Annotated in this window: 12 protein-coding genes; 3 read left to right on the top strand and 9 right to left on the bottom strand. The window is 64.7% G+C overall.

The features are described 5' to 3' along the window. Positions 1 to 10 precede the first annotated feature (10 nt). From ABD837_RS13345 to moeB, 8 genes are all read right to left on the bottom strand, one after another. Positions 11 to 1765: a hydroxysqualene dehydroxylase gene (locus ABD837_RS13345; protein WP_345055317.1), complete on the bottom strand. Its 1755-nt coding sequence runs from the start codon at positions 1763 to 1765 to the stop codon at positions 11 to 13. A 194-nt stretch (positions 1766 to 1959) separates the two neighbouring features. Next, on the bottom strand, positions 1960 to 4098 hold the full coding sequence (locus ABD837_RS13340; protein WP_345055314.1) for an ATP-binding protein: 2139 nt from the start codon (positions 4096 to 4098) through the stop codon (positions 1960 to 1962). Positions 4099 to 4182: 84 nt separating this feature from the next. Further along, positions 4183 to 6135 (bottom strand): tetratricopeptide repeat-containing sensor histidine kinase, encoded by a 1953-nt coding sequence (locus tag ABD837_RS13335; RefSeq protein WP_345055310.1) that lies wholly within the window; start codon positions 6133 to 6135, stop codon positions 4183 to 4185. Between the two features lie 348 nt (positions 6136 to 6483). After that, positions 6484 to 7869 carry a sensor histidine kinase gene (locus tag ABD837_RS13330; protein WP_345055308.1) on the bottom strand — a complete coding sequence of 462 codons (1386 nt, stop codon included), beginning with the start codon at positions 7867 to 7869 and terminating at the stop codon, positions 6484 to 6486. Positions 7870 to 7930: 61 nt separating this feature from the next. Beyond that, the gene (locus tag ABD837_RS13325) at positions 7931 to 10090 is read right to left on the bottom strand and encodes an ATP-binding protein (RefSeq protein ID WP_345055305.1); all 2160 of its coding nucleotides are present in this window, start codon (positions 10088 to 10090) and stop codon (positions 7931 to 7933) included. Positions 10091 to 10109: 19 nt separating this feature from the next. After that, positions 10110 to 12308 (bottom strand): sensor histidine kinase, encoded by a 2199-nt coding sequence (locus ABD837_RS13320; RefSeq protein WP_345055303.1) that lies wholly within the window; start codon positions 12306 to 12308, stop codon positions 10110 to 10112. Further along, entirely contained in the window at positions 12308 to 14632 is a 2325-nt protein-coding gene (locus tag ABD837_RS13315) for an ATP-binding protein (RefSeq protein ID WP_345055300.1), read from the bottom strand. The genes ABD837_RS13320 and ABD837_RS13315 overlap by 1 nt, the downstream gene beginning before the upstream one ends. A gap of 157 nt (positions 14633 to 14789) precedes the next feature. Beyond that, positions 14790 to 15893: a molybdopterin-synthase adenylyltransferase MoeB gene (gene moeB / locus ABD837_RS13310; protein ID WP_345055297.1), complete on the bottom strand. Its 1104-nt coding sequence runs from the start codon at positions 15891 to 15893 to the stop codon at positions 14790 to 14792. 436 nt (positions 15894 to 16329) lie between these two features. Between moeB and ABD837_RS13305 the strand changes: the two genes are divergently transcribed. The 3 genes from ABD837_RS13305 (at position 16330) to ABD837_RS13295 (ending at position 20733) form a co-directional block, all read left to right on the top strand. Next, positions 16330 to 17382, top strand: a complete 1053-nt coding sequence (locus ABD837_RS13305; protein WP_345055294.1) for an acetamidase/formamidase family protein — start codon at positions 16330 to 16332, stop codon at positions 17380 to 17382. Between the two features lie 96 nt (positions 17383 to 17478). Beyond that, the gene (locus ABD837_RS13300) at positions 17479 to 18552 is read left to right on the top strand and encodes a tetratricopeptide repeat protein (RefSeq protein WP_345055292.1); all 1074 of its coding nucleotides are present in this window, start codon (positions 17479 to 17481) and stop codon (positions 18550 to 18552) included. A gap of 132 nt (positions 18553 to 18684) precedes the next feature. Next, complete coding sequence (locus ABD837_RS13295) at positions 18685 to 20733, top strand: OmpA family protein (RefSeq protein ID WP_345055289.1); 2049 nt, start codon at positions 18685 to 18687, stop codon at positions 20731 to 20733. Between the two features lie 66 nt (positions 20734 to 20799). On the opposite strand, the gene ABD837_RS13290 is transcribed toward ABD837_RS13295, so the two are convergent. Further along, positions 20800 to 21360, bottom strand: coding sequence for a hypothetical protein (locus ABD837_RS13290; RefSeq protein ID WP_345055287.1), 561 nt, complete (start codon positions 21358 to 21360; stop codon positions 20800 to 20802). Positions 21361 to 21404 lie beyond the last annotated feature (44 nt).

Below are 21404 nucleotides of genomic sequence, written 5' to 3'. Positions count from 1 at the left end.
TAACTCTAGTCTACTTAAAGCCAACAATTCGATGGTACAAGTGGTTGGCCGCGTGCAGCAGCCGGCCCAGCCAGCTCAGCTCGTTGGTCCAGGGCAGGCCCTGGGCGAAGCGGCGGCGGTCTTCCCAGCGCAGCACGGCCAGGATGTCGGGCTCGTGCAGGGGCCAGATGGGGCAGGGCGCTGCCGCCGAGCCGCTGGCGGCCAGGATGCCGTTCACGGCCCGGCGGGCGGCCTCGTTGGCACCTTCCATCGTGGCCAGGTCGGTGTTGGTGCGCACGTAGTCGGCGGCCAGAAAAAAGTTGGCGATGCCGGTGCTGGCCTCCGGGCGCAGGCTCCAGGAGTTGGCCGTGTTCACCAGCAGCGGCTCGGCGTCGTGCTCCGACACGGTGGGGTTATTCAGTGCCCCGTCCTCGGGTCGGATGTCGGCGTCCACGTTGGCCCGGATTATCATGTTGCGGTCGAGCAGCATGCCGCCACCGTTGAGGGCGGCCTCGAGCTGGTTCCACACTTCATGAATGATTTCGTCGCGGGTGCAGTGGTGGGCGGCCTTGCCGTTGAGGCCGGGCGTGAACCAGTCCGACACGTCCACCGACAGCAGCCCCTTCACGTTGCCCTCGCCGTAGCCGCCGAGCGGAAACTTCGGCCAGAACTGAGCCTGCGAAATCACGGTAAGCGCCCACTTCGAGTCGATGCAGATGACGTGGCCGTTGGTGAGCGGCACGTCCTGATTGAGGTAGTACTGCACCCCATTCATCCAGTTCAGGCTGTGGCGCTTGGGGTTGGCCAGCTCGTGGATGCAGCCCAGGGTGGCGTCCACAGCCAGCATCTCCGGGCTCACAAGCAGGGCCATGCGCTCGAGCGGCACCGCCGCGAGGTAGTAGTCGGCCTGCACCCGGCGAGTGGTGCCGGTGGTATGGTCTCGCACCGTGGCCCCACTGATGCGCTGGGTCTGCGGGTCGCAGTGGATGGCGGTGGTGAGGTGGTTGTGGTGGTACTCGACCCCCAGCGTTTGCAGGTGGCGCAGCCACGGAAACAGCCACACGTCGTTGGTGGGGCCATTCAGCACGCGGTCGGTGTGGGCGCTGGGGTTGGCCATGAGCAGCAGCAGCTGCACGAGAATGTCGCCGCCGGTTTTGGTGCTCATCAGCTTGGGCTGGGCCGCCACCAGCGAGTGGGTGAGGCCACCCACGCAGTACTCCTCGTAGGGGCAGGGCTGGCGGGTGCCGCACTGGCGGTCGGTGCTCATGTACTGCCACCACGCCACCCGCTCGTAGGTTTGCTGGCGGCGCTCATACGAGCTGCTCATCAACTGCCACACCCGCGCCCCGAACAGCTCCTTGTCCGCGTCGGTCAGCCCCGTGTCCGACGTCAGCAGCTCGTCGAGCAGCACCCGCAGGTCGGCCGCCGACTTGGGGAAGTTTACCAAGCCGACGATGGGCTTTTTGCCGCCGCGGCCCAGCAGCATCCGGGTGGTCATCACCAGGTTGTCGTACACGCCCTGCCGGTTGCCGGGGTAGGGAATGCGCTTCATCGTGTCGGTAACGTGGCGGTAGAAGCCGGGGAAAAACCGGAAGCCGTGCTCGCCCGGCAGAGCCGGGCGCTCGGGCGTGGCGCTGCCCGGTACCCGGGTGCTGCGGGCCTTGCCGCCCACGTACTCCGGCTGGCGCTCGTACACGGCCACGGCAAAGCCGCGCTCGGCCAGCTCGTGGGCAGCGCTCATGCCTGCCACGCCACCGCCGAAAATTGCCACTGTTGGTTTCGCCATGAATTGAGTAAGGGTTGGATAAGTGCGTGTAGGCTGCAAGCAGCGGGGCCGTGAGGGAGAACGAAGGACTCAGGGCGCAACCACCCCGGTAAATAGCCCGGGTGCCATAAGCAGTAAAATTAGCGCACAGGCAAGGGTGGCCCGCGCAGCTTTCAAAGCTCGCAGGTAGAATTAATCCAGGAAGAAAGCGGGTTTTAAACCGGCAAGCTAATCACGAATTCGGTGCCTTCGCCCTCACGGCTTTCCACGCGCAGGGTGCCGCCGTGGCCCGTGGTCACGATGTCGTGGCTCAGGCTCAAACCCAAGCCCGTGCCCTCGCCCACCGGCTTGGTGGTGAAGAAGGGGTGGAAGATTTTGGCCTGCACCGCCTCGCTCATGCCCGTGCCGTTGTCGCGGATGCGGATTTCAACGGCCGCCCCATCCACTGCCCGCCGGGTGCTCACCACCACGCCGGGCACGTAGGGCGCAACGTCTTCCTCAGAGCCGGCCGGGGCGGCCAACTGCTGGCGCTCGCGCACGGCGTAGAGGGCGTTGGTGCACAGGTTGAGCAGCACCCGGCCCAGGTCGGGGGCCACCACGTTCACCAAACCCAGGCCCGGGTCGAGGTCCTGCCGCAACGTGGCGGTAAAGTTGGGGTTGGCGGCCTGCGCGGCGTCGTGGGCCAAGCGCAGGTGCTCAGCTACCAGGGCGTTGAGGTCGGTGGGCTGGCGCGGGGCTGCCCCACTGCGCGAGTGGGCCAACATGTCTTTGATGATGGACGACGCCCGCTGCCCGTGCTGGCTGATTTGCTGCAGGTTCTGCTTCAGCCCCGCCAGGATGTCCTGCCCCAGCCCCTCACCGGAACGCGCCCCGTTAATGCCTTCAACCAGGTCCGTGCTCACATCGGCAAAGCTTTTCATGAAGGTGAGGGGGTTTTGCAGCTCGTGGGCAATGCCCGCCGTGAGCTCGCCCAGAAACGCCATTTTCTCGGCCTGCACCAGCTGGGACTGCGCCTGGCGCAGCTCGTCCTGCTGCCGCTGGAGCAGGGCATTGGTGCGGCGCCGGCGGCCAACATTCCGCCACAGGCTCCAGCTCAGGCCCGCCACGGCAGCCAGCCCCAGCAGCGCACCCAGCAGAAACCAGCCCTGCTGGCGGTTTCGCGCCCGCAGCAGGCGTTCGTTGCGGGTAAGCAGACTAATCTGGGACTGTTTTCTGACGAGCTCGGCGCGAAACTCCACTACCGCCACCTTGCGCTGCTGGGCACTGGTGCTGAGGCTGTCGCGGTACGCGCCAAATAGCTGCTCGTAGCGGTAGGCGGCTTCGAAGCGGCCGCGCCGTGCCAAGGCTAGGGAGAGCACCTGGCTGGCATCGCGGCTGATGCTTTTGGCGCCGCTGCGCTGCGCGGCGAGCAGGCAGCGCTGCCCGTACCACAAGGCGCTATCGAGCCGGCCGGCGTGCAGGTAGGTGCGGGCCAGCAGCAGTTGGGTGCGCGTTACCTCGCCCAGTTTTTGCAGGCGCGAGGCCCGCGCCAGGCTGCGGAGGCCAACGGCCAGCGCCTGCGGCACCTTCCCCTGCCGCTCCAGCATGTCGCCGATGTTGATGTCCTCGTACAGAATGCCGCCTTCGTCGCGCATGCGCTGGTAGCTGGCGGCGTCCTGCTCGTAGTTGCGCTGGGCGGCGGCCCACTGCCCCAGGGCCCGGTTCAGGTCGCCAATGCCGGCATAGGCGTGGCCCACGCTGGGTTGGTTGCCGGAGGCCACGGCCCAGCGCAGGCCCTCGCGCAGGTAGCGGCGGGCGCGGGCGTACTCGCCCAGGTAGGTGCTCGTGGTGCCCAGCTGGGTGTTGAGAAAAGCCTGCCACTTGCGGTCGTGCTCGGCATCGGCCAGGGCCAGGCCGGCCAGGTTGGCCTGCAGGGATTCGGCCAGCTGGCCTTGGTCGAGAAAAATACAGGTCAGGTTGTAAAGGCTGCGGATTTGGCCCCGGCGGTTGCCGGTTTGGGTAAAGGTCTTGTTGGCCTTTTCCGAATAGGCCTGTGCCAGCCCGTATTCGCCGCGGTGGCGGTGGTAGAACCCCAGCCCGAGCTGTGCTTCGGCCATGCCTCCGGGGTAGGCCAGCCGCTGCGCCAGGGCCAGCGCGGCCCGAAACAGAGCGGCCGACTCATCGGGGGCGTTGTTGCGCAGCACCAGGGCCAGGGCACTGAGGCGGTTGACGCGGGCCGTATCGGGTCGGGGGTGGGCCTGCACCTCGGCCCGCAACCGCTCGGCGGCCGGAAGCTGCAGCGGCGAGCCGGCCGCAATTTGCCAGCCCAGCAACCACAGAACGACCGCGCCTCGGCGCCACCAAAAATTTTTCAAGTGCGCAAGCACCCACAGTGGGCGCGCTTAAATATAGGCATATTAGCCGCGTATTTCCACCACGGCGGCCCCGGTGGTCGAGGCCTAAACCGGCAGCGTGAGGATGAATTCGGTGCCTTCGCCTTCGCGGCTTTCCACGCGCAGGGTGCCGCCGTGGCCGGTGGTCACGATGTCGTAGCTCAACGACAACCCCAGGCCCGTACCCTCGCCCACGGGCTTGGTGGTGAAGAACGGCTGGAACACCCGGGCCTGCACGTCGGCCGGCATGCCCGTGCCGTTGTCGCGGATGCGCACCTCCACCTCGCCCGGCACGGCTTGGGTGGTCACCGTTAGTTCGGGGCGGTAGGCCGTGCCGGCGGGTTGCTGGTACTGGCACTGCTGCAAGGCGTAGAAAGCGTTGGTGAACAGGTTGATGAGCACCCGGCCCATATCGAGCGGCACCACCGACACGGGCGGCAGCCCCGAGGCCAGCGTGGTCGTTAGTTGTACCTCGCACCCCTTGTCCTGGGTGCGCAGGCCCTGCTGGGCCAGGCGCAGGCTGTCGTGCACCAGCGTATTCAGGTTCACGGTTTCGCGCGGGCCGGTGCCAGTGCGCGAGTGCTCGAGCATGCCCTTGATGATGGACGTGGCCCGTTGCCCGTGCTGGCTGATTTGCTGCAGGTTCTGCTTCAGGCCGCTCAGAATTTCGGCTTCCAGCATGGCGTTGCGGGCCGGGCCCTGCCCGGTAGGGTCGTGCTGCTCGCCCGTGATTTCATCCACCAATCCGGTGCTTACCTCGGCGAAGTTCTTCACAAAGTTGAGCGGGTTCTGGAGCTCGTGGGCAATGCCGGCCGTGAGTTCGCCCAGAAAGGCCATCTTCTCGCGCTGCACCAGCTGCTCCTGCGCCGTTTTGAGCTCGGCCAGCGACTGTTCCAACGCTTCGCGGGCGCGCCGCTGCTGGCTGGCGTGCCGGGCCAGAATCGCGGCCAGTACCAGCAACCCGAGCAGCACCCCCACCAGCGCAAACGTGCGGTAGCGGGCCCGCAACGCGGCCTGCGCGGCCGTGGCCTGCTGGGCGCGCTGCTGCTCGCGGTAGTTGAGGTTTTGCAGGCGCATCACCTTTTCCTGCCCAAACAGCGTGTCCTTCATCACCAGCATCAGGCTCTGGTACTTGAGGGCGCTGTCGGCCGCGCCGCGCCGTTTGAAGTCCTGCGTGAGCAGGGTGCTGGCATTGAGCACGCCGCGCAAAAAGCCGTTGGTACGGCCCACCTGGCAACCCAGGCGCGCATAGTAAATACTGGAGTCGGGCCGGCCCATTTGCTGGTACAGCTCGGCCAGGCCCACGTAGGCAAAGTTGAGGCTGCGCAGGTGGCCCACTTTTTTCGACTCGGCAATGCTTTGGTAATAGTAGCTGCGGGCCAGGGCTACCTCGCCGCGGCGGCGGGCTTCATTGCCCAGGCCGTAGAGGATGTAGTTGGTGGGAGTGCGCAGGCGGCGGGCCAGCACCAGGGCCCGCTCCTGGTACAGCCGGGCCGAATCGAGCTGCCCAAACACGTCGTATGCCAGCCCGATGTTGCTGAGCTCGATGACCACCCGGCGCTCGTCGTGCAGCTGCTCCCCAATTTTCAGGGCCTGGAAGTAATAGCTCAATGCCTGCCGCCGGTCGCGCAGATACACGTAGATGATGCCAATGCTGCGCAGGTTTTGGGCCGTGAGGGCCCGGTCGCGGGTGGCCCGGGCAATGTGCAGCGACTGCTGAAACAACTCCAGCGAGCGCGCTAGATTGCTTTCGCGCAGGGCCGCGCCCAGCCGGTTCAGGGCCTCGCCCTCGCCGTGCCGGTAGTGCACCCGGCGGGCCAGCGCCAGCGCCTGCTGCGCATACACGGCCGCCGAATCGGTACGCTGCGTCCAGAGCTGGTCGCTCACCTGGCACAGCAGCAGCACGCGGTCGTAGTCGGTCTGGGGCAGCTGTAGCAGGTGGCGCAGGCTGTCGAGCACCACGTGCGATACGGCCGGCACCGGCTTTGGCCCCGGAGCTGCCAGACCCAGGCCGGGCATGCCCAGCAACAGTCCCAACGCCGAACGTCTCAACCAGACTAAGAAGAAGGAAATGTTCAACGGATTATGCCTGTGACAGGCGAATAACAAATGCCGAACCGCAGCCCCGAAAGCTACGCGCGCCTAAAGATACCGCCCTGGGCCTCTGTTGTGCTACTCCAGCGTAGTGCCCAGCCGCAACCGGGATGGCCCCGCACAAGTTTGGCGAGCCGGCCGGGCCGGCATGTACTGCCAAAAAGGAGCGCTGGCCAGGCGCATTGCCCGGCCGCCGAAGGCCCCAGCAGAAAACTATATTTTCCTGGTTTCGGCCAACTTCCGGCAGCCGCATGGCTCCCAGCTTGCGCCGTACTAGCTAACCGGCAGGCTGATGACAAACTCGGTGCCCTGGCCCTCGTGGCTATCTACGGTGAGGGTGCCGCCGTGGCCCTGGGTCACGATGTCGTAGCTCAGCGACAACCCCAGGCCGGTGCCCTCGCCGGTGGGTTTGGTGGTGAAGAAGGGTTGGAAGATTTTCTGCTTCACACTCTCGGGAATGCCACTGCCGTTGTCGCGCACCCGAATTTCTACGTCGTCGCCCACGCGCCGGGTGCTCACCCGCACCGTGGGCGCGTAGCCGGCCACGCCCTTTTGCTGGCGCTGGCGCACGGCATAAAACGCATTGCTGAGCAAGTTGAGCAGCACCCGGCCCAGGTCCTGGGCCAGCACGGGCACAGGCGGCAGCGCCGGGTCGAAATCCGGCTCCAGGGTGGCGTTGAAGGTTTTGTCCTTGGCGCGCAGGCCGTGGTAAGCTAGGCGCAGGTACTCGTCGGCCAGCTGGTTGAGGTCGGTGGGGGTGCGCTCGCCCGAGCTCGTGCGCGAGTGCTCGAGCATGCCGCGCACAATGCTCGCCGCCCGCCCGCCGTGCTGGGTAATTTTCAACAGGTTCTGCTTGAGGTCGGCCAGCAGCTCGTCTTCCAGGCCGGGGTCGCGCTCGGGGCGGACGCGCTCCTCTTCGAGCTCGGTCACCAGCTCGGCGCTCACCTCGGCAAAGTTGTTGACGAAGTTGAGGGGGTTCTGAATCTCGTGGGCGATGCCGGCCGTGAGCTCGCCCAGGCTGGCCATCTTTTCGCTCTGCACCAGCTGGGCCTGGGTGGCCCGCAGCTCCGTGAGGGCCCCGCGCAGCTCCTCGGCCTGCGTGGTGAGGGCCGCGGTGCGTTCGCTCACCAAACGCTCCAGCTCGGCGTTTTGGGCTTCGATGCGGCGCTTGGCCTTTTCCTCTTCTTCGCGCAGCAGCTGCTCTTTTTCGAGCTGCTTTTTCTGGCTGCGGGCAATAAAGAAGAAGGTCAGCAGCCACAGCAGCGCAAAGCCGTGGGCAGTGTCGAAGCCGTCGTCGTAGGTTTTGAGCAGGCTGCTGTCAATGGTTTCCAAGCCCGTTTCAACCACCTGGTAGAGCCAGAATGGCGCAATGCCCAACAAAATGGTGCGAGCCGGACGGTAATAGCTCAGCAGCAACAGCATCACGCCCAGTAGGCTGAGCAGCAGTAACCATACATATTGCTTGAGCAGCGTCGAATGGATTCCCGTGAACTGAGCCAGCCCGAATACCAGCATCGGCGGTACCCAACTGAAGCGCAGCACCCGGTCCCAGGCGGGCAAGCGGTTGGGCAAGTCCAGAAACCTACTCAGGCCCTTGGCCATTCCATAGGCCATGGGGGCCAGTACCAGTAGCTCGCTGTTGTTAGGCGAATGACTCATTGCAGCAAAAGGTGGGGGGAGGAAGGGCGCAAGTTAGCGCGGATACGGCACCGGCCGCCAGCTACCCAATTGGCAGGATGATGATGAATTCGGTACCCACTCCGGCCTCGCTTTCCACGGTTAGCGTGCCGCCATGGCCTTTGGTAATGATGTCGTGGCTCAGCGAAAGGCCCAGGCCCGTGCCTTCGCCCGCCGGCTTGGTGGTAAAGAAGGGCTTAAACACCTGCTCCCGCACGGCCGGCGCCATGCCGGTACCGTTGTCAATCACCCGAATTTCGACCGTGGTGGGCGTTGGCTGGCAGGTGCGCACCGTCACGGTGGGCAGGTAGCTGGGCTCGGCATGCCCGGCCCGGGCGCACACCGCATGCACGGCATTGGCGCACAGGTTCACCAGTACCCGCGTCAGGTCGGCTCCTACCACGGGCACGGCGGGCAGGGCGGGCTCGAAGTCCGACGCAAAATGCACGTCAGTGCCCGGCTGGCGTTGCGCCTGCGCTACCAGGGCCAGCGCCTCGGTGGCCAGGACATTGAGGTCGGTGGGCTGGCGCGGCAGCGAGCCGCGGCGCGCGTGCGCCAGCATGTTGCTGATAATGGAAGACGCACGCTGGCCCTGCTGGCTGATTTTTTGCAGGTTTTGCCGCAGTCCGGCCATTATTTCCTGCTCCAGGCTGGCCGGAGTAGCTCCTCCGCCTGGCTCAGTATCCAGCATGGCCACGCTTACGTCGGCAAAGTTTTGCATGAAGGCCAGCGGGTTTTGCAGCTCGTGGGCAATGCCGGCCGACACCTCGCCCACGAAAGCCCATTTTTCGGCCTGCACCAGCTGGGCCTGGGCCGCGCGCAGCTCGGTCTGCTGCTGCTCGAGCAAGCTATAGGCGTGCTGCTTGGCCCGATTAATGCGCCAAAGCACCAGGCTTAAGCCACCCGAGGCCGCCAAGCCCAGCAGCGTTACCAGCAGCAGCCGGCGCTGCTGGCGGTTGCGGGTCGCTACCAGCTGGCTGTTTTTGGTGAGCAGCTGAATTTCTGCCTGCTTCCGGGCCATATCGGCCCGGTATTCGAGCACGGCGGCCCGGCGGCGCAGGTCGGCGCTGTTCAGTCTGTCGCGGTAGGCGCCAAACAGTTGCTCGTAGCGGTAGGCGTCGGCGTAGCGACCGAGGCTGGCGGCGGCCTGGGCCAGCACCTGGCTGGCGTCGCGGCTGTACTCGCGGGCTCCGCTGTGCTGGGTAGCTGCCAGCGTGCGGCGGGCGTAGAACCAGGCGCTGTCGGGGTGGCCGGTGTGCAGGTGGGTGCGGGCCAGCACCAACTCAGCGCGGGGCATTTCGCCGGCCGCGTGCAGGCGCCGGGCCCGCTGCAAGCCGCTGCGAACATAGGCAAACGCCTGCGCATAGTGCTGCTGGCGCTCGGCTACGTCGCCGAGGTTAATTTCTTCGAAGATGCGGCCGGTCTCGAAGTGCAGGCGCCGGAAAATATTTTCGTCCTGCGCAAAGCTCAACTCGGCTTCGCGCCACCGGCCTTGCTTGCGGTAGAGGTCGCCGAGGCCCGCGTAAGCATGGCCAATGCTGGTGAGGTCGCCCGAAGCCTTGGCAAGCTGCAGCCCCTGCATCAAGTAGCTCTCAGCACGGGTGTTCTCGCCCAGGTACGTGCTGGTGATGCCCAATTGGGTGTTGAGAAAGCCCATCCACTTGCGGTTGTGCTCGGCTTCGGCCAGGGCCAGGCCACGCAGGTTGGTGCGCAGCGACTGCACGTAGCGCCCCTGGTCAGAATAGATGCACGCGAGGTTGTAGAGGCAGCGCGTCTGGCCGAGCTCGTCGCCGGCCTGGGCAAAACTGAGCCGGGCCTTTTCCGAATAGCTTTCGGCCAGCCCATACTCGCTGTGGTGGCGGTAGTAAAAACCTTGGCCGAGCATGGCTTCGGCCAGACCGCGCGGGTAGCGCAGTTGCCTGGCCAGTTGCTGCGCCTCCCGAAACAGGCCAGCCGATTCGCCGGGGTCGTTGTTGCGCAGGGCCAGCGCCAGGGCATTGAGGGTGTTCACCCGGGCGGTATCGGGCCGAGCACGGGCTTGCAGCGCCAGGCGCAAGCTGTCGGCCTCGGGCGTCTGGGCACGCAGCCAGGGCGCGGGGCCCAGCACGAGCAGCAGTACCAGCATTACCAGCAGTACCAGCCTGCTCCAGTGCGGCTTGCACAGGAAGGCACGGCACAAGCAGGCAGCTGGCTGGCGTAGCATACGCAACGCGGTGAGTGAACTAGGTGGGAAGTACAATCAGGAATTCGGTGCCGGCACCTTCTTCGCTGGCTACCGTGAGCGTGCCGCCGTGGCCTTTCGTAATGATGTCGTGGCTCAGCGAAAGGCCCAGGCCCGTGCCTTCGCCGGCTGGCTTGGTTGTAAAGAACGGTTCGAAAACCCGTTCGAGCACATGAGCCGACATACCCGGCCCATTATCGCGAACCCGAATTTCGATTCCACCGGGCCGGGCGCGGGTTGTCAGCTTCACTTCGGGTACGTGGCCGGGACGGGCCAAGAGCGTGCTTTGGTGCACGGCATGAAACGCATTGGTACCCAGGTTGAGCAGCACCCGGCCCAGTTCGGGCGCCACCACTACCGCCGGGGCCAGCTCAGGGTCCAGGTCAACGGTCAGGCGGGCTTCGAAGCCCTCCCCACGGGTTTTGAAGCCCTCGTAGGCCAGCGTGAGGTTTTCCTCGGCCAGGGCATTGAGGTCGGTAGGCACGCGGGGGCTGGTGCCGCTGCGCGAGTGCTCCAGCATGTCTTTGATGATGGACGAGGCCCGCTGCCCGTGCTGGCTGATTTGCTGCAGGTTCTGCTTCAGCCCGGCCAGAATTTCTCCTTTGAGCCCGCTTTCCCCGTTCCCGTCGTCGATGTCGTCGACTAGCTCGGTGCTCACTTCGGCAAAGCTTTTCATAAAGGTGAGCGGGTTTTGCAGCTCGTGGGCAATGCCCGCCGTGAGCTCACCCAGAAACGCCATTTTCTCGGCCTGCACCAGTTGGGCCTGCGCCTCGCGCAGCTGGGCCAGCGCCTGCTCGGCCCGGTCGCGCTGGCCGGCTACCTCGGCCGTGCGGGCCCCTACCTGGGCTTCGAGGCGCTCGTTTTGGGTAGCCAGCAGGGCCTGTTTCTCGGCCTGCTGGGCCTGGGTCTGGGCCGAAAGCTGCTGCACCTGGCGCAGCTTCACGAGCAGCAATTCGCTGTTGGTGGCAAACTCGCGGGCCAGAAATAGCGAAATGCCCAGGGCTGGCAGCACAGCCATCAGCGAGACCAAGGTGGCCGACAAGCGGAAGGTGATGGGCACCTGCGCGATGATGAGTAACGCGTAGGCGCAGGCGCACAGCAACGCGCCCGAGTACCCGGCCGCAATCAGGCGGGCCCCGCGCTGCTGCTGGCGCAAGCCGCGCATCGTGAGGCGCAATTGCTCGGCACTGGCCAGGGCCACAAAGCCAAAAAAGGCGAATGAATACGTGGTTTTAACCGAAAACGAGGTGAACTGGGTGAACTCACTCAGCAGCAGGCACCCGGCCAGCGCCACCCACAGCCCGGTGTACAAACGCCCCGGCCGAAAGCCGAACAACTCGTATAGTGCGCGCACGGCCCATACGTAGCTCATCAGCAGGAACGTATCGGCCACAATGCCCAGCGCCAGCGAGGGCACCATGCCCTGCACCTGCCAGCCCTCGTACAGCGCCCCAAAGCCCAGCGCGGCCGCCCCGGCGTAGTAGGCAAAGTACAGGTTGGCCCGCTGCGCCGGGTTGTAGCGCCGAAAGAACAGGTGCAGCAAGCTCAGCAACACAAAAACGGCCCCGGTGGCAAAGTAGTCGGTGGGCGCCACGGCCCGCTCGGCATTGCGGCGCAGCAGCCCCGGCAGCCCCGTAATGCGCACCCGCAAAAAGTTAATATTGTCCTTGAACCAGGCCAGCGGCCCCCACGGCGCGAAGCGTACCGCCAGCACCTGCTCGCGCGGGCCGGCAAAATGCACCTCCAGCGGCGGCGCCGTGAAGGGCCCGGGCTCTACCTGGGCGGGGTCGGCGCTCACGCGGCCGTAGCGGTGCAGCAGGTTGCCGTTGAGGTAGACCTCGCTGGCGCCGGTTTGCTGAAACAGCAGCACCAGCGCCCGGCCGCGGAGGCTGTCGGCCACGACCAGCCGCAGGCGCAGCCAGCCCACCCGGACGCCGGCCAGCTGCGGCAACTGCCCCGGCAGCTGGTTAGGGTTGATGGCTGCCCAGGCCGCGTCGTTGTACTCGGGCCGGGCGTAGGCCGGGTTATCGTCGGCCCGGTACTTCCAACCCTTATCGAGCACCGAGCCGCCCATTGGCACGGTTCGCAGCACGGTGCCGGCCGTGTCGGGCAGCATGGCCTGGGCCGCCGCCCGGCGCGCAGACAGCCCGCCCAACTCCAGCAGCAGGCACAGCAGCAGCAGTCGGTAGCAACAGCCCACTAGGCGGAAGTAAGAGTGATAATAAATTCGGTGCCCTGGCCTTCGCAGGTATCCACGACTAAGGTACCGCCGTGGCCCTTAGCAACAATGTCGTGGCACAGCGAAAGGCCTAGTCCCGTGCCCTCGCCCACCGGCTTGGTGGTGAAGAAAGGCTGGAAAATTTTTTCCCGAATGTGGTCGGGCATGCCCGGACCATTGTCGCACACCCGAATTTCGACCGTGCGCCCGGCCCGCCGGCGGGTACGCACTGTTACGGTAGGCACATAGTGCGGCTCGGCCGGCGCCCCGGAGGTGGACACCACCACCAGTTCCAGTTCGCGCTGGCGCTCGCGCACGGCGTGCAGCGCATTGGCACACAGGTTCAGCAGCACCCGGCCCAGGTCCGATGCTACCACGGCCACCGGGCCCAGGTGGGGGTCGAAATCGCGCACGAGCTGCGCGTCGAAATCCGGCGATTGCGAGCGCAGGGCCTGGTACGCCAGCAGCAGGTTTTCCTCGGCCAGGGCGTTGAGGTCGGTGGGCACGCGCGGGCTGGTGCCAGTGCGCGAGTGCTCCAGCATGTCTTTGATGATGGACGACGCCCGTTGCCCGTGTTGGCTGATTTGCTGCAGGTTCTGCTTCAGCCCGGCCAGAATTTCGCTGCGCAGCTGGCTGTCCTTGGGCTGGGGCGTAGCATTGCCGTCCATGTCGTCGACCAATTCGGTGCTCACCTCAGCAAAGCTTTTCATGAAAGTGAGCGGGTTTTGCAGCTCGTGGGCAATGCCCGAAGTGAGCTCGCCCAAAAAAGCCATTTTCTCGGCCTGCACCAGCTGGGCCTGGGTGTCGCGCAGTTGGCTTAGGGTGTTACGGTTGGTGCGCAGCTGCCGGTAGATGAACGCGCCCAGCCCCGACACCAGCGCTACCGCCAGCCCGGCTCCCAGCAGCAGCCACTTGCTTAGGCGCAGGCGCACGGCCTGCACCGCCTGCTGCTGGCGCAGGGCACTAATCTGGGCATTCTGAGCCTGTTCTACCCGCTCGCCCTCGTACTGGGCCACGTGGAAAACGCTTTGGGCAGCATTGAAAGCAATAGCGTAACGGATGTACGCATTGGCATAGTACTGGGCCTGGGCAGGTTGTTGCCGCCGCGTGTAGAAGTCGACCAGCGCCTTGAGGTACTCTGGCTGCAGGCGTTCGATGTGCGCGGCGGCGGCTTTGTGGTAGGCCCGCAGCCAGTGCTGCTCGGCGCGGGCATCGTCGTGGCGCGCGGTGTAGTAGCGGGCCCAGGTAGCATCCAGCTCGAATTCCCCCAGCTTACCGGTCATGGGCACGTGCAGCGAATCGTCGAGGCGCTGGGCGCGGGCGAGCAGGGGAGCCGCGGCGGTGGGCTGCTGCTGCTGCAGGTAAAGCAGGCTTTTCTGCACCAGCCCGTAGGCACGGCTCATCTGCTGCTCAAATGGGTCGGGCACGCGGGCGGCCAGCACCGAGTCGGCCAGCACCAAGGCCGTTGGCAACTGGCCCTTGCGCGCATGGGCCCGCGAAAGGCTCAGGAACGTGTACTCGCGCGACATGCCATCTATGCGCTGAAAATCGGGTTCGCGCTGCGCCATGCTCAGGTACTGCTCGGCGCGGGCGCGGTTGCCCCACTGGGCATACACGTCGCCGGCCACCAGCAGCTCGCGCACGTACAGCCGCCGGTCGTAGCCCTTCGCCAGGTCGGCGGCACGCAAAATATTGTTGAGGGTGCGGTTGTAATCGCCCATGCGGCGGTAGTAGCCGCCTTGCGACACGTAACAGGCGGTCATGTTCTGCACCTGGCCCCGCACCCGGTAGTTCGCCAGCCGGGCTTCGTAGTAGCGGCGGCGGTCTTCCAAGCGGTTCAAACGGTTGTAGAGGGCTGCCAAGTCAATCAGTACCCACGGAATGGGCCGGCCTACGCGGTCGAACCCGGCAATGGCGGCGTGCAGCGAGTCGAGGGCAGCGGCGTCGGCCGACCCTTGTTGCCACAGCGCCACTCCGGCCCGCAAACTGCGATAGGGCTGGGCATCGACTGTACGCAGCTGCTGGTTCAGGGCCAGCAGGCGGTCGAGTAAGGGCAAGGCCTGCGGGCCGGTGGGCCGCAGGTCGAGCAGGTGCTGCAGCGTTTGCAGGCGGGCTACGTCGGTGGGCTGCTGCGCCAGCGTGGTGGCCAGCGAATCGTAGCTCACATCCCAGTAAGAACGAGCGGCTTGCGCCGGGCCGGCCAGGCACGCACAGGCCAGCAGCAGCCCAAGCAGCCAGGAGGCCGGCCGGGGGCCAAGCAGGCGGGCCGGCTGCAGAATCCGGCGAAGGGCGTGAGAGTAGGACAAGGCGGGCAGAAAGGCAAAAGATAACGTTGCCGCTGAAATAGGCCCGTGCGGAGGGACCGTTGGGAAGAAGGGGCAGGTTTCCCGTATCAAGCGTAAAGATGGGGTAATTCCTGCATATTAGCGAGCATCTATACCAGTGCCGGCGGCTGTGGCTCACCTAGTAATCAGCCAAGCCGTTACGGAGCGAATACACGTCGGCAAAACCTTTTTCGAGCAGCAGCCGGGCGGCCTGCTGGCTGCGCACACCGCTGGCGCAGTGCACTACTATCGGTGCCCCAATTTCGATACTGGCCAGCCCAGCAGCCAGTTGCCCCAACGGCAGCAGTTGGCCGCCAATGCTGCGGCGGGCGTGTTCGTGGGGTTCGCGTACATCGAGCAGTACATGGGGCCGGCCGGTCTGCTGCCAGGTTTTTAGCTCGTCGGCGCTGATTTCAGGGGCCCGGACCGGAGTGGCCTGCAACGGTGCTTCGCCGCAGAAAGCCGCGTAGTCGGAGGCCAGGGCCGCGAGTTGCTGGTTGGCCACAACAGCCCGGAAGCGGATGGTCTGAAAGCGCATGCTCAGGGCATCAACCAGCAGCAGGCGGCCGCTGAGCACGTCGCCAATTTCCAAAATAATCTTCAGGGCCTCGGCGGCCTGCAGGGTGCCCAGCAGACCGGGCAGCACGCCCAACACCCCTATCTGGGCGCAGTTGGGGGCTTCGCCGGGTGCGGGGGGCACGGGGTGCAGGCAGCGGTAGGTGGGCCCCTCCTGGTAGTTGAACACCGTTACCTGACCCTCGAACTTGAAGATGGCGCCGAATACCAGCGGCTTGCCCAGCACCACGCAGGCGTCGTTCACGAGGTAGCGGGTAGCAAAGTTGTCGGAACAATCCAGTACCAGGTCGTAGCTGGCAAACAGGGCCAGCGCGTTGGCGGCCGTCAGCAGTTCCTGGTGCACCGGCAACTGAATGAAGAGGTTTTGGGCGCGCAGTTTTTCGGCGGCAACCACCGCTTTGGGCCGCCCCACATCGGCCGGGCCGTAAAGCACCTGGCGTTGCAGATTACTCTCATCCACCGTATCGAAGTCGAGCAGGCCCAGCGTGCCTACCCCGGCGGCGGCCAGGTATTGCAGCACCGGGCAGCCCAGACCGCCGCAGCCCACCACCAGCACGCGGGCCGCCTTCAGCTTATGCTGGCCGGCCAGGCCAATTTCGGGCAGCAGCAGGTGGCGGCTGTAGCGGGTGGTTTCGGCGGCAGAGAGGATGGGTTGGGTCGGGTTCATTAGGAAGCAGATGGGACGAAAGCTGCGGGCTTAACAAATGACTCGCTTCGATGGCTAGCCGGCAGCGCAATTTCGGCTGGAGCGCGCATTAATGAGCAACGCGGAGCCGGGCCAGCTACTCGTTTCCTCCCTCCCGCCCCGGCTTCGGCGGCGAGCAGGGGCGCTTGCAACTCTGCATCAGCGCGCTACTTTTGCCTAATTGCAACCACCTGCACAATTGGCGGCAAGCGGTGATTTAGAAACTAGTAATTATTTAACATAATAATAAAATGGGTTAAAGCAGCCTTCCCAGCGCTGTAATTGGCTCTTTTCTCTCAGCCCAAGGCATACTTGGCCTGTTTGCTTGTGTGCTTGCTCTGGGCCTAGCCACGCGCCCCGAGAATGTTCGTCTGCTTACGCCATGGGCCAATGGCCCGCCCGGTGCGAACTTACCGGCATGAACTTTCGCCCAACGCTGCTTCTGCTCGCTGCCCTGCTGCCTTTCGCTCCCGGCCTGCGCGCCCAATCCCGGCAAGCCGCCACCCACGAGCTGGCCATTACACCCGCTACCGCCGCCTACGGCTACTACGATGCCGCCGCGCCACCCGTATTGCGCATCAAGTCGGGCGAAACTGTGCGGGTTCACACGCTCATCACCTCCACCCCAGCACGGCTGGAAGGGGCCGGTCTGCCCGCCGCCCAGGTCGAGCCCAACCTGCGCGACATCGTTGACCATGTCAGCAACAAAGGGCCGGGCGGCCACATCCTCACCGGGCCCATTTTTGTGGAGGGGGCCGAGCCGGGCGACGTGCTCGAAGTCCGTATTCTGGCCGTCGACCTGGCCATTCCCTACGCGTACAACGCGTTTGGGGCCAAGAGCGGGTTTATTCCGGAAGATTTCGGCTACGCCAAAATGCGCATCATTCCGCTCGATGCCAAAAAGATGGTGGCGCATTTCCTGCCGGGTATCGACGTGCCGCTGCGACCTTTCTTTGGGAGCATGGGCGTGGCCCCACCGGCCGCAGCAGGGCGCATCAACAGCGCGCCACCCGGCATCCACGGCGGCAACCTCGACAACAAGGAGCTGGTAGCGGGCACCACGCTGTATTTGCCGGTGCATGCCGCTGGGGCCCTGTTTTTTGTGGGCGACGGCCACGCGGGCCAGGGCAACGGCGAAGTTGATATTACCGGCCTGGAAACCTCGCTCACGGGCAAGCTGCAGTTTATTGTGCGCAAAGACCTGCACCTGACGCTGCCCCGGGCCGAAACGCCTACCGCCTACATCAGCATGGGGCTGAACGAGGATTTGACCCTGGCCGCCAAAGACGCGGTGCGCGAGATGATTGCCTTTCTGGTAGCCGAAAAGCACCTCAGCCGCGACGATGCCTACATGCTGTGCAGCGTAGCCGGCGACCTTGAGGTAACGCAGGTAGTGGATGGTACCCGCGGCGCGCACATGATTTTGGCCAAGAGCCTGTTTGACACGGCGAAAAAGCCGAAACGCCGCTAGCCGCTGCCGACTGCCCAGAAGCCGGAGATGTCGGTGTTGGAATCAAAATCCAATATATTGGTATCCTCTCCGCTGTACTCCGCTTACCCTCCGGCTATGATGCAAAAATGTCTGCTTTTCTTCGTTTTGTTGGGGGCTCCAGTGGCAGCCCGCGCGCAGGTCGATACGGTGCGGGCCACTACGCTGCCCGGTCCGCAGCTGGCCGAAAAGGCATATAACAGCGGCCTGGCCAGCTTCAGCCAGCAGCGCTACCCGGCGGCGCTGACCAGCTTCGGCCAAGCCATTGCGGCCCGGCCCGACTTCGCCGCCGCTTACACCAACCGCGCCGCCACCCATTTCGAGCTGAAAGATTACCCCGCTGCCCTCGCCGACTACACCCAAGCCTTGAAATTGGAACCCGGCAGCTACGCCGGCTATTTCGGCCGGGCCCGCGCTCACGAAGCCCAGCAGCAGCTGGTCGAGGCTGAAGCCGATTATTCCGAGGCCCTCAAAGCCAGGGCCGACTACGCGCCGGCCTGGTACAACCGGGGTGTGCTGCGCTTCGAAAAAGCCGATTTTCAGGCGGCGTTGGCCGATTTCAACGGTGCCCTCCAAGCCGATGCCAAGCTGGCATACGCCTACCACGACCGCGCCAGCACGCAACAAAAGCTGGGCAACTACGCGGCCGCCGTACAGGACTACACCCAGGCTCTGGCCCTGCAGCCCGACCTGCTCGCAGCCTTGCTCAACCGCGCCGCCGCCGAGCGCCGCACCGGCCAGCTGCCCCAGGCCCTGAAGGATTACGACGCCTACCTGGCCCAGAAAGCCGACAACCCCCTGGCCTGGACCAACCGGGGCAGCGCCCGCTTCGAAAACAATGATTACAAAGGGGCCATTGCTGATTTTAGCCAGGCGCTGCAGTTGAACTCCGCTTACGCCTTTGCCTGGAACAACCGCGCCGCCGCCCAGCTGAAGCTGGAGAAGTACGCCGATGCTGCCTCCGACGCCAGCCAGGCCATCAAGCTGAAACCCGATTACGCCGAGGCCTACCTTAACCGCGGCCACGCCCGCGAAATGCTGCGCCAGAGCGACGAGGCCTGCCAAGACTGGCGTAAAGCTGCTACCCTGGGCCTGCCCGTGGGCAATAGCTACGCCGCGGCCGCGGGCTGTGCGGGCGAAGAGGCCGAGTAGGGGCGGGGCTGGCCCCCGCCCGTCATTGAACGGAATCGTTGCGACGTTGCGAACGCCTGGGCGGGGGCAAGCCCCGCCCCTACCTCGTTCTGAAACATAGCCAGACCACCCAATATCGCAGTTCCCTTTCCCATGCCTTTCCTTCCCAATCTGCTTATTTTACTGCTCCTCGCTAGTTCCGCCGCTGCCCAAAGCGTCGAGTTCAGCAAAGACAACTTCGGCGATAACAAAGACGGCCTGCGCGAAGCCCAGCGCGAGCTGAAAGCCGGCGAACAGGAATACTTCGCCGACCCGCCGCGCTATGCCCAGGCCCTACCGCACTTGCTGGCGGCCCAGGAGCTTAACCCTAACAATGCGCCGCTGAACGTAAAAATCGGCGACTGCTACCTGCATTCGGATACCAAACCCGCGGCCCTGCCCTACCTGCAAAAAGCAGCCAAGCTTGATGCCACCGCCGATGCCCGCACCCACTACCTGTTGGCCCGCGCCCTGCACCTGAGCGCCAAGTGGCGAGAGGCCATAACGGAATATCAGCTGGCTCCGCCCATACCGGCCAGCGACCGCCGCAGCGAGCCACCCTACACCGCTGCCGAGGTGCAGCGCCACCTGCAGGAATGCCGCACCGGCCAGCAGCTGATGGCCCACCCCGTGCGCGTGTTCATCGACAATGCCGGGCCGGAGCTGAATTCGTCGGGCTCGGACTACGGCCCGGTGATATCGGCCGACGAAGCGACCATCCTCATCACCTCTCGACGCACGGGCTCGACGGGTGGCAAGAAGGACCCGGCCACCGCCAGCTACTTCGAAGATATTTACCAGGCCAGCTGGCGCGGCAAAACCTGGAGCGCAGCCGAAAACCTGGGTCCGCCCGTGAACACCGACGACCACAACGCCACCGTAGGCCTCTCGCCCGACGGCCAGCGCATGCTCGTGTACGCGGGCAGCAACGGCGGCGACCTGCTCGAAACTACACTCGGGGGCCGCACCTGGGAGAAGCCCCGCCGCCTGAACAGCCGCATCAACACCAGCGCCCACGAAAGCTCGGCCAGCTACTCGCCCGATGGCCGCACGCTATACTTCGTGAGCGACCGGCCGGGCGGTGCCGGCAGCTCCGACATTTATAAGGTGAGCCTGGATGGCAATGCGCCACCTGAAAACCTGGGCCCGGCCATTAACACGGCGGGGGGCGAGGAGGGCGCGTTTATGGCCCCGGATGGTAAGACGCTGTATTTTTCGTCGGAAGGCCACAACTCGATGGGCGGCTACGACATCTTTAAATCGGTGCTGGAAAAAGGCAAGTGGAGCACGCCCGAAAACCTGGGCTGGCCCATTAATACGCCCGATGACGACGTGTTTTTTGTGACTTCAGCCTCGGGCCGGCACGGCTACTACAGCAGCGAGCGGCCCGGCGGCCTGGGTGCGAAGGACATTTACCGCATCACGTTTCTGGGGCCGGAAAAGCCGCCCGTGCTCAGCGAAGAAAACCAGCTACTGGCCTCGCGCCTGGCCCCCATCAAGCAGACGGTGCTGGCGCCGGCGGTGGTAGTGGCCACGGCCCAGGTCACGATTCTGAAAGGTACCGTGACCGACGACGCTACCAAGCAGCCGCTTGACGCGGCCATCGACCTGATTGACAATACCAGCGGGCAGACCATTGCCACTTTCCGCAGCAACGCCGTTTCGGGCCGCTACCTCGTGAGCCTTCCCTCGGGCACCAACTACGGCATCGTGGTGCGGCAGGACGGCTACCTGTTTCACTCCGAAAACTTCGACCTGCCCGCCGGCGCGGCCTTCGCCGAGGTCACCAAAGACATTACGCTCAAACGCCTGGAAGTGGGCACGGTCATCGTGCTACGCAACATTTTCTTCGACTCGGGCAAGGCCACGCTGCGCCCCGAAAGCACTGCTGAGCTCGAACGCCTGCAAAAGCTCCTCACCGAAACCCCGTCCCTGAAGCTGGAAATGGCCGGCCACACCGACGACGTGGGCGAAGCCGCCAAAAACCAGGACCTGAGCCAGCGCCGCGCCCAAGCCGTAGTAGCATACCTCACGCAGCACGGCATTGCCGCCGCCCGTCTCAGCGCCGCTGGCTACGGCGAAACCCAGCCCGTGGCTGCCAATACCACCAAGCTTGGCCGCCAGCTCAACCGCCGCACCGAATTTAAGGTGACGGCGAAGTAGAATAGCGTGGCTGGGATGCCGGATTTGCACTACCTCCCCCACCACCACTTCCCAGCTAGCACCGCATCAGTCCTCTACTTTGCGCTCGTACCACGGGCCCTGAACTCGCGCGTGAGTCTGCCAAAAAGTAGCATCGAACCGCGTGCTATCCTCTACCCGGGTTATATCTGCGGAACCCAATTCGCCCGACCCGAAACCAAAGGAGATGTTCCCGTACGCATCGCTGCCAATGGAATTGACCGGGTACCGTAAAAACCGCCGCATCAACCTGACAATAGCGACCGAGTCGAGCGCTGGCGTGCACTGCTCGGTCTGTTCGCTGTCCCGAATGCTGGTAATTGAATCAGTCGCAACGGAAACCCGGACGACGGCCATGAGGTCATTTCCTTTTTTCGCATTCACCTGCCCCGGACAAAACAGCAAATACACCCAGTTGCCGTCGTCTTTCCCCCGGCTCGCAATGAGCGTATTACGAAATAAGCGAAAGTCTTCCGCGTAGTGGCGCTTAATAAATTCCCGTCGCCGCTCCTCTTCCGTGGAAGAGTGGCAGCCCGTAAGCAGCAGGGTCAGCGCCCCCACCAAGGAGCACCAACGGTTTACACGAAAGAATAATAGAGCCGAATACATTGGCATGCGTTAGTCGAATACTAGCTAGAAGAGAGCTATTCTAC

It is taken from the genome of Hymenobacter glaciei, assembly GCF_039539585.1.
GTDB classification, from domain to species: Bacteria; Bacteroidota; Bacteroidia; order Cytophagales; family Hymenobacteraceae; genus Hymenobacter; species Hymenobacter glaciei.
Note: the sequence above shows the minus strand (reverse complement) of the source record. Positions and strands in the feature narration are given on the sequence as shown.